The sequence below is a fragment of the Fontibacillus forbon genome, assembly GCF_046559655.1.
Lineage (GTDB): Bacteria > Bacillota > Bacilli > Paenibacillales > Paenibacillaceae > Fontibacillus.
This window is the reverse complement of the sequence record NZ_JBKGFV010000004.1, coordinates 151897-167331: the sequence shown is the minus strand read 5'-3', so window position 1 is coordinate 167331 and position 15435 is coordinate 151897. Positions and strand designations below refer to the sequence as shown.

Annotated in this window: 13 protein-coding genes; 8 read left to right on the top strand and 5 right to left on the bottom strand. The window is 52.6% G+C overall.

The window, feature by feature from the left end; genetic code table 11:
- The first annotated feature begins 152 nt into the window (after nt 1–152).
- The 8 genes from ACLB09_RS16430 to ACLB09_RS16395 all read left to right on the top strand — a co-directional run bounded on the left by ACLB09_RS16430 (nt 153) and on the right by ACLB09_RS16395 (nt 8479).
- Nucleotides 153–545, top strand: a complete 393-nt coding sequence (locus ACLB09_RS16430; protein WP_410770940.1) for a NusG domain II-containing protein — start codon at nt 153–155, stop codon at nt 543–545.
- Nucleotides 529–1083 carry a Gx transporter family protein gene (locus ACLB09_RS16425; RefSeq protein ID WP_410770939.1) on the top strand — a complete coding sequence of 185 codons (555 nt, stop codon included), beginning with the start codon at nt 529–531 and terminating at the stop codon, nt 1081–1083. Before ACLB09_RS16430 ends, ACLB09_RS16425 begins: the two co-directional genes overlap by 17 nt.
- A gap of 41 nt (nt 1084–1124) precedes the next feature.
- Nucleotides 1125–1964 carry an energy-coupling factor transporter ATPase gene (locus ACLB09_RS16420; RefSeq protein WP_410770938.1) on the top strand — a complete coding sequence of 280 codons (840 nt, stop codon included), beginning with the start codon at nt 1125–1127 and terminating at the stop codon, nt 1962–1964.
- Nucleotides 1940–2845 (top strand): energy-coupling factor transporter ATPase, encoded by a 906-nt coding sequence (locus ACLB09_RS16415; protein ID WP_410770937.1) that lies wholly within the window; start codon nt 1940–1942, stop codon nt 2843–2845. The genes ACLB09_RS16420 and ACLB09_RS16415 overlap by 25 nt, the downstream gene beginning before the upstream one ends.
- 2 nt (nt 2846–2847) lie before the next feature.
- Complete coding sequence (locus ACLB09_RS16410; RefSeq protein WP_410770936.1) at nt 2848–3654, top strand: energy-coupling factor transporter transmembrane component T family protein; 807 nt, start codon at nt 2848–2850, stop codon at nt 3652–3654.
- Nucleotides 3655–3781: 127 nt separating this feature from the next.
- Nucleotides 3782–5833, top strand: a complete 2052-nt coding sequence (locus ACLB09_RS16405) for a peptidase U32 family protein (RefSeq protein WP_410770935.1) — start codon at nt 3782–3784, stop codon at nt 5831–5833.
- 461 nt (nt 5834–6294) lie between these two features.
- Nucleotides 6295–7623 (top strand): aspartate aminotransferase family protein, encoded by a 1329-nt coding sequence (locus ACLB09_RS16400; protein ID WP_410770934.1) that lies wholly within the window; start codon nt 6295–6297, stop codon nt 7621–7623.
- Nucleotides 7607–8479 (top strand): UbiA-like polyprenyltransferase, encoded by an 873-nt coding sequence (locus ACLB09_RS16395; protein WP_410770933.1) that lies wholly within the window; start codon nt 7607–7609, stop codon nt 8477–8479. The genes ACLB09_RS16400 and ACLB09_RS16395 overlap by 17 nt, the downstream gene beginning before the upstream one ends.
- 452 nt (nt 8480–8931) lie before the next feature.
- Here the strand turns inward: ACLB09_RS16395 and ACLB09_RS16390 are convergent, their stop codons facing one another.
- The 5 genes from ACLB09_RS16390 to ACLB09_RS16370 form a co-directional block, all read right to left on the bottom strand.
- Nucleotides 8932–9918, bottom strand: a complete 987-nt coding sequence (locus tag ACLB09_RS16390; RefSeq protein ID WP_410770932.1) for a polyprenyl synthetase family protein — start codon at nt 9916–9918, stop codon at nt 8932–8934.
- A 175-nt stretch (nt 9919–10093) separates the two neighbouring features.
- The gene (locus ACLB09_RS16385) at nt 10094–10546 is read right to left on the bottom strand and encodes a hypothetical protein (protein WP_410770931.1); all 453 of its coding nucleotides are present in this window, start codon (nt 10544–10546) and stop codon (nt 10094–10096) included.
- 134 nt (nt 10547–10680) lie between these two features.
- On the bottom strand, nt 10681–12558 hold the full coding sequence (locus ACLB09_RS16380) for an NAD(P)/FAD-dependent oxidoreductase (protein ID WP_410770930.1): 1878 nt from the start codon (nt 12556–12558) through the stop codon (nt 10681–10683).
- 49 nt (nt 12559–12607) lie between these two features.
- Nucleotides 12608–13516, bottom strand: coding sequence for an FMN-binding protein (locus ACLB09_RS16375; RefSeq protein ID WP_410770929.1), 909 nt, complete (start codon nt 13514–13516; stop codon nt 12608–12610).
- A 293-nt stretch (nt 13517–13809) separates the two neighbouring features.
- Complete coding sequence (locus tag ACLB09_RS16370) at nt 13810–15339, bottom strand: potassium/proton antiporter (protein WP_410770928.1); 1530 nt, start codon at nt 15337–15339, stop codon at nt 13810–13812.
- Nucleotides 15340–15435: the final 96 nt, after the last annotated feature.

Below are 15435 nucleotides of genomic sequence, written 5' to 3'. Positions count from 1 at the left end.
AAAGTAATAATTATTCCATTAAATCGTCTCTTAAGTGAGGATTTTGTGAAATGGCTCCGCGAATGAGATAAATGTCACACGGGAGTGAGGAATGTTACAGGTATAATGAGTTCATCTAAGATTTATATAATTAAAAAATAAGGGAGTTAACCATGAAACGCGGAGATATTCTACTGATCGGGTTAATTGTAGTCATTGCGGCAGTGTTTTTGGTCCCCAGGTGGCTTGATGGGGAATCAAGTGAAAAATATCACAACGAGCCTAGAGTAGCCAAAATCACGGTGGATGGCAAACCGTTCCGCACCGTGGAGTTGACCGGCGAAGAGCAGACCATTGAAATCAAAACGGAGTTTGGATACAACTTGCTGAAGGTGCACGATTACGGCATCGAAATGATCGACGCCGATTGCCCCGACAAAGTGTGTCTGACATTCGGGTTCATAGAGCGGAATGGCGGGACGATCGTGTGCTTGCCGCATAAGCTGCTCGTAGAAATAGAGGGAGCATCCGGAGAAGGAGATGATATCGATGCCGTCGTTAAATGAACAATCCAATCTGGCCTTGAAAAGAACGGTTATCGTGGCTATTTTCGCCGCGGTTGCGGTGGTACTCAGCCTGGTTGAGTCCCTGATTCCCGTCAATATGAGCGTACCGGGCGCCAAGCTGGGCCTGGCCAATATTATGGTACTGACCTGTTTGTATTTTCTTCGGGCGCGGGACGCCCTCATGATGGTGCTGCTCAAAACCTTGCTTACCGCATTCATATTCGGAACTTTTTCCAGTTTTCTGTTCAGCATTATGGGGGCGTTGTTCAGCTTTGCTGCGATGTGGTTCTTGCTGGTTGTCGGCCGGAAGCGGCTAAGCGTCATCGGCATCAGCATTATCGGGGGGATTGCCCACAATATCGGACAACTTACGGCAGCTTCCTTGTATTTTAATACTACTAAAATCTTCTACTACTTACCGATGCTGCTCATTATGGGGGTACTGACCGGGATTGCCGTCGGCATTGCCGTCAAGTACCTGATTCCTTCGCTATCCAAGCTGTCGCTGTTCGAGGGATTCCTGGCAGAAACGGCCTAGGTTTAACGAAGTAGCGGTCGTGAAGAAGGGGGAAAAAGAGTATGGAAGGGACCGGGCTCGCTTTCGAATTGCAGCATGTGTCTTTTGCTTATGGGCCGGAACATCCGGTACTCAATGATGTAACTTTCAGCATCCGGAAGGGAAGCTGGGTGTCGTTGGTTGGACCCAACGGTTGCGGAAAATCGACGCTCGCTAAACTTCTCGGCGGTCTCCTCGCCGTAAACGGCGGAACTATTATAGTAGAAGGAACTCAGCTACTAAAGGAAACCGTTCAGCAAATCCGGCCCCGGATCGGGATGGTATTTCAAAACCCGGATAACCAGTTTATCGGGGCAACCGTGGAGGAGGACATCGCCTTCGGCCTGGAGGGCCGCTGTTTGCCGCGCGAAGAAATGGTGGATCGGGTTAAGCGTTATGCGGAAAAACTGGAAATCGGCCACCTGCTGTCCAAACATCCCGCGGAATTGTCGGGAGGTCAGAAGCAGCGGGTTGCGGTCGCGGCTATTTTGGCGATGGAGCCCGGGATAATCATCTTTGACGAGTCGTCATCTATGCTGGATGAGAAAGCCCGGGGTGAACTGCTGGATATCGTGCGCGAGATGAAGCAAAGCGGAAAATACACGATTATATCCATCACGCATGATGCGGAGGAGATTATGGCTTCGGACCGGGCGATCGTGCTCCGGGAGGGGGAAATCGCGGCCGACTTGAAGCCGTGGGATTTATTTCATGACGGAGAGCTGCTGGACTCCTGTCGCTTAATTGCTCCCTACCGGGTCCGGTTAGTCCGGGAGCTCGGCAAGCAAGGCATCCCATTGCCGCTTGACCGTTCCGGCGAGGAGGTGGCGGAAGCGATATGGCAATACGTTTCGAGCAAGTAAACTTCGCTTATGACGAACGCAGCCTTTGGCGCCACAGTGCGCTGGAAGAGGTCGACTTGGAACTGGGCAAGGGCGTATTTGCGGCAATTGCCGGCTCGACAGGTTCCGGAAAATCCACTTTGATGCAGCATTTTAACGGCATTTTGAAGCCGACCGGCGGAAAAGTCACGGTGCTTGACTTCACATTGGAAGCCGGGGCAAAACAGCCGCCGTTACGTGAACTTCGGCGGCGCGTAGGCCTGGTGTTCCAGTTTCCCGAGCAGCAGCTTTTTGAAGATACGGTGGAGAAGGATTTATGTTTCGGACCGCTAAATTTCGGGATGACGCCGGCGGAGGCGAAGGAACGGGCCAGCAAGGCGCTTGCGATGGTCGGGCTGGACGATTCGTTTTTGCCGCGCAATCCGTTTCATTTAAGCGGCGGTCAAATGCGCAAAGTAGCGATAGCCTCGGTGCTGGCGATGGACCCGGAGGTAATCGCGCTCGATGAGCCTACCGCGACGCTGGATCCGCAAAGCCGGGCCGAGCTGGCCGAGCTGTTGTCCCGGCTGCACCGGGAACAAGGGAAGACGGTAATCGTCGTCACGCACCGCATGGAAGAGATGCTTCCCTATGTGGACACCTGGATTGTGATGAAAGACGGCATGAAAGTATTTCAAGGTTCCGCCGCCGGGCTCGTTCGTGAGGCGGGCAGGCTTGAAAGAGAGTTCGGGCTTGCGGTTCCGGCCTGCATTACGACCTGGAACGAAATTGCTGCCCGGTTTGGCCTGGAAGCTGAAGAGCCATGCCTGACACCGGACAGAATGGCCGCGCGGGTAGCGAGACTGCTGGATGTAAGTATGGATATAAGTAAGCAAGGCATCAAGAGGGAAGGGAGCGGATAACGATGCGGAACAAACTGCTGTTCGGACGGAGCATCGATACCGGTTCATGGGTCCACGGCGTGGATCCGCGCGCCAAGCTGACCGGCATGGTCCTCTATCTGGTTGCCATCGTTATCGTCAGCTCCTGGCCGGCACTGGGCATTGCGGCCGCTTTCTCGCTGGCGTATATGGCAGCGACCAAAATTCCTCTCAAGTATTATGCCAAGGCGGCTAAGCCGCTTTGGGTGTTGATGGTGTTTATTTTCGTGGTCCAATGCCTGACGGTGAAACAGGGGAACGTGCTCTGGCAAGTGGGCTCCTGGGGCCTCTATACCGGAGGTTTAAGCAGCGGATTAATCGCCGCTTCGCGGATGGCGCTGCTGGTTTCTTTTACCGCGATCCTGACTTTTACAACGACTCCGGGATTGCTCAACCAAGGGCTCGCCGGGGTGCTGGCGCCGCTCCGGAAGATCGGAATTTCGGCCCAGCGCCTGACGCTCATGATGAGCATCGCGCTGCGGTTTATCCCGACGATTTTGGATGAAACCCACAAAATATTAAAAGCCCAGGCCGCGCGCGGCGCGGATCTCAAGGAGATGCCCTGGAAGGAAAAGGGCAAGATGCTCGTTTCGCTGCTGGTCCCGGTCACGGTCAGTGCCTTCCGCCGAGCGGAGGAACTCGTTCTGTCCATGGAGTCCCGCGGTTATATCATAGGCGCCCCGCGTTCGGAGTATCACTTGCTGGGCTGGCGGCTTCGGGATACCTGGTTTGTATTGTCCTATGTCGTACTTGTTGCGGTTGTGCTGATGATTAAATTGAACTGGCAATAAAGATGCGAGGCGGTTTTTTTTAAACAGAAATGTTTACTGCCAATGCAACTTTATCGCAATCCGGTTCATTTTAAGCAAATTTATATAGACCGGCTATTAAAGCGGAAAAATGGAGGAGGAGAACACTGTGGCACGCTATTTTAACGGAAAAGAAGTCGAGCTGCTTGCACCGGTGGGAACGTTTGAGATTTTTAAAGAGGTAATCAAGGCGAACTGCGATGCCGTTTATTTCGGCGGACCAAGTCTGAATATGCGGCTTATGCGCAAGGGGTACAATTTTACCTTAGAAGAGATTATTGAGGCGGTAAAAATTGCCCATTCCCTGGGGAAAAGAGCTTATGTAACGGTCAACAACCTGCTGAATGAAGGAGAAATCGAGGAGGCGGCCGAATATCTCCGGTTTCTTGAAGGGGCGGCCCCCGATGCGATCATCGTGCAGGATTTTGCCGTGCTCGCTTTGATCAAACAACTGAATTTGAAGATTCCGGTGCATTCCTCGGTCATGATGAATGTACATAACGTGGAGATGGTCAAGGCGCTCCAGGAGATGGGCGTAACCCGCGTCGTGACTTCCCGGGAAATGGACCTGCATACGACCCGTTATCTGCAGGCCGCTACCGGCATGGAACTGGAGTATTTCGTCCATGGCGATATGTGCTCGGTTCACGGGGCGAACTGCTACTTCAGCTCCCTGGTGTTCGGGATGAGCAGCAACCGGGGGAAATGCCTGAAGCCGTGCCGCTGGGATTACCGAGTCAAGAAAGACGGCAACGTTTATCCTTCCGAATATCCGCTGGCCGTAAAAGACATGTTCATGTACGAGCATATCCCGGAACTGATTCACGGAGGAATCACGTCCTTTAAAATCGAAGGGCGCATGCGGGACAAAGAATTCGTCGTCATGCTGGTGAATGCCTACGGCGATGCGATCGACCGCTACATCAACGATCCTGCCGGGTTTGAGCGCAGCAAGGACACCGAATTGCTTTATCAGAACCGCAAGCGCGATTTCTCGACGGCGTATGCCTTTGGACGTCCGGGTCTTTCGAACATCAACAAGCGGTACGAAGGAACGGGGAAATTTTACAGCACGGGCAAGGTGTTCAGTACTCCGACGGAAGAGCGGGAGCTGGGCGTGAAACGGCTTGACGAAATCCGGGAGAAATTATCCGGTGCCGGGAATAAGAATGCACTGGCCGTACCTCAAATTTCGGTACATGTGAATAACGTGAAGCAAGCCAAGGCCGCGCTGGAGGCGGGGGCCGACCATATCTATTTGTCGGGCGACGTCTTTGAGCCGGATCGTCCTTTTACCAAGGCCGAAATTTTGGAACTCGCGGCGGTCAAAGGCATGGCTAAGCTTTATGTGTGCGTGCCGCGGATGATGACGGAGCTGCAATTCGATATCTATGATGCGCTGTTGTCCGGGGAACGTCTGCCGATCGATGGCGTCATGGTGACCAATCTGGGTGCCGTGCGCAAATTCGCCGGCAAAGGCTATCCGCTGGTGGGCGACTTCAATCTGAACGTTTATAACCGGCTGTCCGCCGGATTCTATAAGGACCTTGGCGTGGAGCGCTTGACGGCATCGCTGGAGTTGCCGCTGCTGGACTTTACGGCATTGCTTGAGAACTCGCCAAGTCCGCTGGAAGCGATTGTCCACGGGTCACCGGCACTTATGTATATGGAGCACGACTTGTATGAGAATGCGGATGTCTTTCAGCCTATTGGCGAAGAGGATAATCATTTCGTCGATAACAGCGTGCTTGTGCTGATGACGGACAAAGGCGAAAATCCGGTTTACCGGGACGCCTACGGACGCAACCATTTAACTTTGGCCAAAGAGCTTTGCCTTCTGCCGCTTGTGAAAGAGCTGAAGGAAGCCGGATTGTCCGTCTTCCGGATCGAAGGGGCGACCTATAAGCCGGAACAACTTCGTCACATCGTCGCCACCTATAAAACCGCGCTGGCCGAGCCGGAGACGGCGGTTGAGCTGTTTGCGGGCCTGGCGCCGGTCTATGCCGGTTACACGCTGGGGGCGCTGCAGTTTGACGGCGGCGCGGCCGGGGGTGTCGGCGGAGCCGGTGCCAGCGCCGGAAGCGCAGAGGCGAACGCCGCTGCCGGCGAGCCCGCCGGCAAGGACGCAAGCCTGCAAGCGCCCGTGAGCACGGGCGTGTAGGCGGGCCTAGCCGTCGGCTGTCGGCGCGGAAGGCTAGGCCGTCAGGCCGCCGCAGGCCGCCGGGCAGTCGAAGGGGCTCCAGCTTCAGCTACGAAGGCTGAAGGCGCTGTGGAAGCAAGATGGCGGCAACTCCGCCGTCGACAAGTTGGGCGTTGGCTGTTGACTGTTGGCCGTTGACCGTTGGGCGTCGAAGGCGGATAGCCTTGCTGCCTGACGCAAAAATAACTGGAAAACCTCCAGTTATTTTTGCGAAAATCCATCGTTTCGAATAATTAACTGGAAAACATACAGTTAATTTATGTAATTACAGCCCAATTCGTCAGATTAGGGATAATTAGCTGGAGTTTTTCCAGTTAATTTATAGTTCAGGTCCTATCGAGGAGAATTAGCTGTAGGAAATCCAGTTATTTTTAATAAGTTGAAGAGAACAATTGTACAAAGCGAAGAGAGGGGCGGTAAAAATGGAAAACTATATCGGACCGGAGGGCGTGTTGGCCAAACGCAGGCAGTACTTCTACCCGTGTACCAGTCATTTCTACCGGAATCCGCCGCAGTTGGTCAAAGGCGAGATGCAGTATTTGTACGGGCATGACGGTACTTGTTATACGGACTTTTTCGCCGGGGTTTCCGTGGTCGCTAGCGGACACTGCAATCCTGAAATCGTGGAGCGGACCGCTGAGCAGCTAAAAACGCTGCAACATACTTGCACGATTTATTTGACCCAGCCGAATGTCGATCTGGCGGAACGGCTGGCGGGGGTCATGCCCGGCGGGCTAAGCCGGACATTCTTTGTAAACAGCGGCTCGGAAGCCAACGAGGGCGCGTTGCTGCTCGCCCGGCTTCATACCGGGCGGAAGGGCTTCCTCGCGCTGGAGCAGGGCTTGCACGGCCGTACGTACTTGACGATGAGCGTCACGGGCCTGCGGATGTGGCGCTCCGATCCGCAGCTCGCGGAACTTGGCGCGGATGGGGACGTGACGTTCATTCCGCGGCCCTACGAACGCGGAATGAGCGGGGATGAAGCGGCACGCCGCTCCATCGAGGCCCTGAAGGCTGCGCTTGCGGAGAAGGGCGGCGAGATCGCCGCCATGATCGTGGAGCCGATCCAGGGCAATGGAGGCATGATCGTGCCGCCGGACTGGTATTTCCCTGAAGTGAAGGCGCTGCTGGAGCAGTACGGCGTACTGCTCATCGCCGATGAGATTCAGACCGGCTTCGGCCGCACCGGCCGCATGTTCGCCATGGAACGCTGGGGCGTCACGCCCGACATCCTGACTATGGCGAAGGCGCTTGGAAGCGGCGTGCCCGTAGCCGCGTTCGCCACGACGGACGACATTGCCGCCAGCTTCACGCGGCCTTCGGCCTCCACGTTCGGCGGCAATCCGGTCTCGTCCGTCACCGCGCTTGCGGTGCTCGATTACATCGAAGCGCACCGCCTGCCCGAACGCGCCGAGCACCTCGGCGGCCTGCTGCTCGCCGGGCTTCAAGGCCTCGCCGCCCGCTTTCCGCAACTTGTCTCCGATGTACGCGGCGCCGGCCTGATGATCGGTGCGGAGCTGTGCGCGGACGATAGCGAACGCGGGGCCCGACTGGTCGACGACGTGCTCGAGGAGATGAAGGACCGCGGGTTCATCATCGGTAAAAACGGCGTGGGCCGCAACGTATTGGCCTTTCAACCTCCGCTTGTCATTACGGAGGATGATATTGCCGAAATGCTTGCCGCGCTCGATCAGGCGTTGAATGCCGTGCATGAAGCCATAGGGGGGAACGACTATGGAGTACGCGCGTAAGGTCGGTGCCAAGATCAGACTGTACAGCGAACTGGTAATGTTCTCTCATACGCTATTTTCGCTGCCCTTTGCGTTGATCTCGATGATCTGGGCCGCAGAGGGGTTCCCGTCCTGGCGGGTGATGCTGTGGGGGCTGATCGCGCTTATCGGCGCACGTAACGGGGCAAATGCGTTTAACCGCGTGGTGGACCGCACTTTTGATGCACAAAACCCGCGCACGGCGCATCGTCATCTTCCGCGGATGCTGCTCGGCGAGAAAGAAGTGCTGCTGTTCGTAGTCGTCAACTATGCAATTTTCATCTTTGCCGCAGCGATGCTGAATCCGCTTTGCTTTATTTTATCGCCGGTGGCTATTTTCTTGATCTCATCTTACTCCTATACGAAGCGATTCACTTATATGAGCCATTTGTATCTGGGATTCACGATAGCATCGGCGCCGATTGGAGCCTGGTTCGCGGTTACCGGCCAATTTGCCTTCACGCCGTTCATTCTCGGCACGATTGTCATGCTGTGGATTGCAGGTTTCGATATCATTTACGGGTCCCAGGACATTGAATTCGACAAGAATCATGGACTGTGGTCCATTCCCAGCATTTTCGGCTTGAAAAACGGTCTCCGGATCGCCGCAGGTCTCCATTTGATTATGGTACTGCTGCTGATCGTGCTGATTCCGATACGTCACCTGGGCTGGCTGTACATCGCCGGAATTGCCATTTCCATTTTGCTGTTGATGACGGAGCACAAAATTATCAAGCCGTCGAATCGAAAAGTAATGAATGTGGCTTCCTATAATTTAAATCAGGTAATCAGCATGGTGATCTTGTTTTTCACCCTTGGCGATTTCTTTCTTAGCTAAAAAGTAAACGATCGAAAGCGCGGCAGTCCGGAGACGAAACCTGTTCTCTGATGACGGCCGTGCTTTTTTAGAATTACCGGCAGCTAACGGACATGAGGGACGTTAACTCCGTCCATTTCCATGATTATTGAATTTAACGGACACCAGGAACCTTAATTGGCCGGATTTGCTTCGATTCGCATTCTATTCATGCCAATAAGGGCCACCATGTCCGTTAGAAGAATTGGCTACCTGTTAGCGAGTTAGCTCAAGAGCGGTTTGTTGATGGAATGCTGAAGAATCACAGGTTACTGGTAGGCAAGTTCGCGGTTTGAGGTACGAAGCGTGGAAGACGAACTAAAACAAAAATCGCCCCGCCCGTTCAAGGAACGGGGGGACGATTCGGTTCATTCGGTAGCCCATCATGGCGGGGTCGGGACCAGGATCTGCGATCGGTAGGCTACGCAGGCCTCTTAGTTGTCGCGGCCGCCGAAATAGTTAAGCAGCGCTTGCAGATCGCGGTGCGCGGGATAGCGGCTCAACTGGGAGATGATGTCCTGGGCTTCGTCCAGATACTGGCCGCTCAGGCTTTCGCTTTCTTCGAGCGCGCCGGATTGCTGGATGGCCGCGATAACTTCATCCGTAACCGCAGGAGGCGTATCGGCCGTAACGGCCCGGATGGAAGGGGCCAGTCTTTCGTTCCGTAAAGCATAAAGGACAGGGAGGGTAACCTGGCCCTTACGCAGGTCGCTGCCGGCGGGTTTGCCGAGCTTCTCCGCGGACTGGGTGAAATCAAGAATGTCGTCGCGGATTTGGAACGCTATGCCTAGCTTTTCTCCAAAGGCGTAGAGCAAATCCGCCACATTCTCATCCGCTCCGGCGGATTGGGCGCCGATTTTCAAGCAGGTGGCCATCAACTGGGCTGTTTTATTTTTGGATTTCTCCAGGTATTTCTCCAGGGTAACCTCATAATCGTACAGATGGGACAGCTGCTGGTATTCCCCCAAACAGAGTTGCGTAGTTGCGAGGGAAGAAAGATCGTATACATACCGCTCTCTGTCTGCGGAATAAGAGGAGATCAGTTCGATAACCCTGGCGGACATGTAATTGCCGACATGCAAGGCACCATGAACGCCAAGCTTGATATGGAGCGCTTTCTGCCCGCGGCGGACCGGGGAGTCGTCGATAATGTCATCATGAATCAGGGAGGCGGCATGGATGAATTCCGCTGCGGCAGCGAGTCGCCATGTTTTGCGTTCATCGGGGGACGGGCCGAAGCGGCTGCCGACGATAACCATAAGGGGCCGGACTCTCTTGCCTCCGGAACGAACCAGATCGAGTATGCTTTTGGCGAGCTCGGAAGAACGGGGAACATCCTTGTCATACTTAACCATGTTTTCGATTTCCCGGTCGACGGACCGGAGCGAGATGCCTAATGCATCGTCCAGCTTGATCTTCATGGAAAAACCCTCCTTGTTCATGTTGATGGCTTGCGGCAGGCAGAGGCGGTTTCCGCTTCAGGGCGGGGGTAATAAGTGCAGCTATCATTTATGAAAATGAAAATATTACAAATGGCAAGGTAATGAGCATTTGGAAAATTTATAAGGTCCCACGCCGGTGTGAACGAATACCGTCTTAGATAGCCCGGCTCTGCCGGGAGAGGTTGTTTTCAAGCTGTAAAAACAATTCCCAGCCTTTGAGCAGACGTTCGTCTTCCGATTTACCGCCGGCCCGTTTGATTTGAATCTGCTTGATGACGGGAGCCAAATGGATGAGAAGATCGATCTCCTGCCACCCCAGACAAAGTTGTAGATAAAAGCTGTATAAATAGTCGCCGTCCAGCACCTTGCGGGTAAGGACTTCTCCGCTGTCGGATGACTCACAGTCACCGTGGCGCTTAAGGGCGAGCTTGATTGCGATGTAAATGGACAAAAGGCGCTGCCGGCGGATTGCTGGCATGTCATATTGCTCCAATAGATAGATAAAAGGCCGTGCATCCTGATCGGAAATCGTTACCCGAATGCCGGTTTCGGGCGATAGCTCGCTTTGCAACAAGTGACAGGCGTCTTGGATGAGCTCATAGTTCATAGGGGCACACTCCTCGGCTGAAATGCCGCGATAGTTAAAATCTTAGGTAATATAGTAAAAATTAGAGTAATGTGCGGCTACGCACATTACTCTGTTTGCAATCAGTTACAATACTTAATGTTTCGTTTATAACGCTATTCGGTGTATAAGTACCATCTTCGCACAAGCGGGATTCTCTTCCATTGTTTCTTGAGCCAAGGCAGAACATAATAGTCGAGACCGAACGCGCTGCCCGAACCGCCGATCAATGCGACGCCTGCGGTCATGTACCAGATCATTTCCGTGGAGGCCATGCTGGACGACCAGATCATGATGCCTAGCGCCACGGTGGCTGCGGAAGCTACGGCTGTGAACAGTCCGACGATAATCATGATGCCGAGGGCGATTTCCATGAATACCATGAAGAACTGGAACACGGAGGCCAATGCTGTGAAACCGCCATCCGAGGAATAGAAGAAGATATCCATGAACCAGTTGACGATGCTCTTAACGAATCCTGGCACCGGTAAAGCGGTAACCGCTGTGGAAGCACTCTCGACAGCCGAAGCTGCGGTTTGCGCATCTACGGCTTGCGTAACGTTCGTAGCTGCTTCACTGGCTGCGGAGACAGCGTCACCCGCATTCGGATTAGCCGGAATCAGGAAGATATTCGATGGATCCTTGAAGATCTTCGGCAGCTTATCCAGACCTTCTTCCAGCCATTTGTATCCGACGAAGACACGGAGCGGAAGGAGCCAGAAGTTAGGAGAGCGTTTGGCGAAATGTCCGCCGACAAAGCTTCTCCGGTTGTTTACATGGAAGAATTCGTGCATCATGTAAGTCCAGACTTTGGCGAAGCCTGCTACCGTAAACAGGTAGTACATATTAATCAAGTGCTTGGAGAACATCGCCATAAAACCGGTGAGCATGAACATCTTGTTCGGTAAACCCACGTTGGCGACGCCGTACCGGCTGCCGATACATACCATCGTACCGTGGAAGCCCGGTTTGTAGGATTTCTTAGGTTTGTTATGAACATCGGCATGAATGTTATGAGCAATCAACGGGCCGGCTTGTTCGGCGTTTTCTACCATTTGCGGTACAGGACGAGTTTCGCCTTCCGGAATGAAGAAAATGTTGTCGCCTACGATGTAAACATTTTCGTGATCGACGCTTTGCAGCTTGTCGTTCGTAACGATCCGTTTACGGCCTTCTTGTTTCACATCCAGCTTGCCTACCAGTTCGGAACCTTCAACGCCTGCGGTCCATACTACGGTATCCGCTTCGAGTTCTTTGTCACCGAGTACGACACCGGTAGGGGTTACGCCGGTAATTTTGGCGCTGGTGATGATTTCGACATTCATTTTGTGAAGACGTTTTGCTGCTTTTTCAATCAGCTTATCAGGTAAGATCGGCAAAATTTTCGGCGCCATATCCGCCACGACGAGACGAACTTCACTAGGATCAATGAAGAATTCCTTACAGAGTTCATCGCGGAACTCCGCCATTTCGCCGACCAGTTCGACACCGGTAAAACCGGCCCCTACGACGACGAAGGACAACATCTTCCGGCGTTTGGCCGGATTGGTTTCTTTCGCTGCCAGCCCGAACTTGTTGCGGATCTGTTCTTTCAGGCGAACGGCATCTTCATAGGACCAAAGGGTCAGGGAATGCTCCTCGGCGCCCGGAATGCCAAAGAAGGTTGGCTTACAACCGGTACCGATGACCAGGTAATCGTACTTATAAGTGTTTTTCTCGGAACGAAGCTGTTTGGAAGCGAAATCGATTTGATCGATCGAGTCCAGCACGACATCTACTTTTTGACCGGCGAAAATCTTCTTTAATTCGATCTTTACCGAATCTTCCGGTGCGCGGTTGGCTGCGACTTCGTGAAGCTCAGTCAAAAGAGTATGGTAAGGATTGCGGTCAATCAGCGTGATTTCTACGTCTTTATCTTTTTTGAACAGTTTGGCAAGGTGCTTGGAAGTAACGACACCGCCATAACCGCCGCCTAGGACGACTATCTTTTTCAAGAGACTCACCTTCTTGTATTAGGGTGTAATCATGAAGCAATGATGACAATTATTTCGCTTGTTCGAGGGCTTTAGTTACCAGATCGAAGTAGGATTGCAAGCTGATCGTTACGCCCGAAATAGCGTCTGTTTTACCTTCTTCATTGAAAGTGAGAGAAGCTGGGTCTTGTTTTTCAACCAGATAAGCTTCGGCGGTAGCAGCTTCTTCATGCCATTCGGCTTGCGATCCGCCATTGGCTTTCATACCGTACTTGCCGTCAATGGAGTTTTGTTTCTTGTCTTCGCCGGCTTCGTTCACGCCGCTGAAGTTGACTTTAATGATTTTGCCAGCTGCGATAACTACGTCGGCAGTTTCTTTCCAGCCGGAATGCTCATCGAATTTGTCGCCTTCGGCATGATAAGTTCCGTCTTTATATGTTCCAGCTTCAACAGGGCCAGCTGTCAACGCTTTGTCGGCCAAGTCGAAGAATTCGTTCACGTGTACGGAAACCCCGGTGATTGCATCGGTCTTGCCTTCTTCATTCAGCGTAATGTCTTTCGGATCTTGTTTCTCAATCAGGTATTGCTCCGTTTTTTCGGCTTGCTCATGCCATTCGGAAGAAGCGCCGCCGGCTTTCATGCCGTATTTTCCATCTTTGGAATAAGTCACTTTGTCTACGCCAACGGTAGCATTGATTCCGTTCCATTTAGCTTCCGTGATTTTGCCTCCGGAAACCGCCAGAGTAACATAATATTGCCATCCTGTTTTTGCGTCCGGTTCGCCTTGAGCATAATAAACGCCGTCTTGATACTTGCCTTCTTCTGCCGGTGTATTCGTGCTGCTGTTAGCGCTGTTGTTCGCACTGTTCTCAGCAGGGGTGTTAGCCGGTGCAGCGTTATTTCCATCCTTGTCGGAACCGCAGCCAGCAAGCAAACCTATCAGCAATGCACTGCACAGTAGAATAGATGCCTTTTTCATGATAAATGACCTCCAGATAAGTAATAAAATATATATATTAAAATGTGAAGACATTTTAATAACGGAAAGAGCGGAAAGATGGCGCCATTACGGGTTTTTTAAGACTTGAGAGGAGTCCGAAAACCTTTGTTCGATGGAATTTTAGCATATATGCATATGGGTTAATGTGAAAAATATCACTTAGTATGTGACATAAAACAACCCCGATAAGCCCGGCAGGCAAAGCACTGCGCGAAATATCAGGGTTGGAAGCGGTACCTTAATTTATAATAATTTTTTTTAAAATTTTTAATTTATTTTTTAGAGGGAAATTTGGGGCTTTCCGGTGTGCCGGGAATTAGCTCTACCTCGGGAACTAACGGGGCATCAGGAGATTCATGGAAGCTGAAAATAGTCTTGATTTTCTCCCGCTGAGCTTTGGGGCCGAGAATGTACAGGGTGTCACCTTCTTCAATTATAGTGTTGCCGCGCGGAGTGACGATCTGCTCGCCGCGGATAACCGCAGTGACCAGAACCTCTTCGGGCAGATCCAGCCCCTGCAATTCCTTGCCGATGATTTTCATTCCCGCATGGATATGAAGATGGTTGATTTCCGATTTGGTCTTGCCCAGCGCCACAAGCTCCAGCAGAGAATGTGGCTGGGACCCGCTTTCTCCCGCCAATCCGAGCTTTTCGGCCAGCGGTGATATGGTAGCCCCCTGGATGATGGCCGAGGTGAGGATGACGAAGAAAACGACGTTAAAGAACAGGGGACCGTTGGGGAGCCCGCTCATTAGTGGATAGGTTGCGAGTACGATCGGGACGGCGCCGCGCAGCCCGGCCCAGGAAATTAACGTTTTTTCTTTAAATGAAAATTTAGCGAATAGCAGGCTCACATAAACCCCGATGGGGCGTGCCACCAGCATCAGAACCATGGACAAGGCAACCCCCGGTAGCATAATTCCCGGCAATTCGGCCGGAAACACGAGTAGACCTAGCAGGGTAAACATCGTGATCTGCATAATCCAGCCGAAGCCCTTGTTAAATTGCAGGATCGACTGCCGGTAGGTCAAATCCGAATTTCCGAGTACCAATGCCATCACATAAACCGCCAGCAATCCGCTGCCGTGGATAACCGCGGTGACGCCGTAAGTCAGAATCGCAAAGGCAACGGCAATAACCGGGTACAGGCCGGAGGAATCGAAATTAATACTATTGATCACCTTGACGGCGATCCACCCGAAGGCCAGTCCGAGCAGCAGGCCAAGGCCCATTTCCAGAAAAAATGAGAGAATGAGCGGCAGCAGATCGTGATCGGCATGTCCAATCCATTCAATTAATGAAACGGTCAGAAAAACAGCCATGGGGTCATTGCTACCCGACTCGGCCTCCAGCGTCGAAGTAATGCGTTCCTTGATATTTTTGCCTCCGAGAACGGAAAAAACCGCAGCGGCGTCGGTGGAGCCGACAATCGCGCCGAACAGAAGACCTTCCTCCAATGAAACTCCCAAAATGTAAACGGCACTAATGCCGATGACCGCCGTCGTTAACACGACGCCGACGGTTGCTAACGATAACGCGCTAGGGATAACCGGCTTGATCGTGCTGAATTTGGTCTGCATCCCGCCTTCAAACAGAATAACGATCAAAGCGAAGGTTCCTACCAATTGGGCGAGAAACGCATTGTCAAAATAAATAAACCGGCTGAGCAGCATGCCGACTGCGATAAAAAAAACCAGCGCGGGCAATCCGAAACGGCTGGAAAATTTGGTGGCGACTACGCCGATCAGGAGTAAGCTGGCCAGCAGGATAATGATCGAATCGGTGAGTATCGTTAAGTCCATAGCTTTCCTCCTATTCAAATTTTGTCTTTATGAATTATTATACAAATTATTGGAGCTTGCCAACAAATCGCGGACTGTAAATTTTTCCTGATCCTG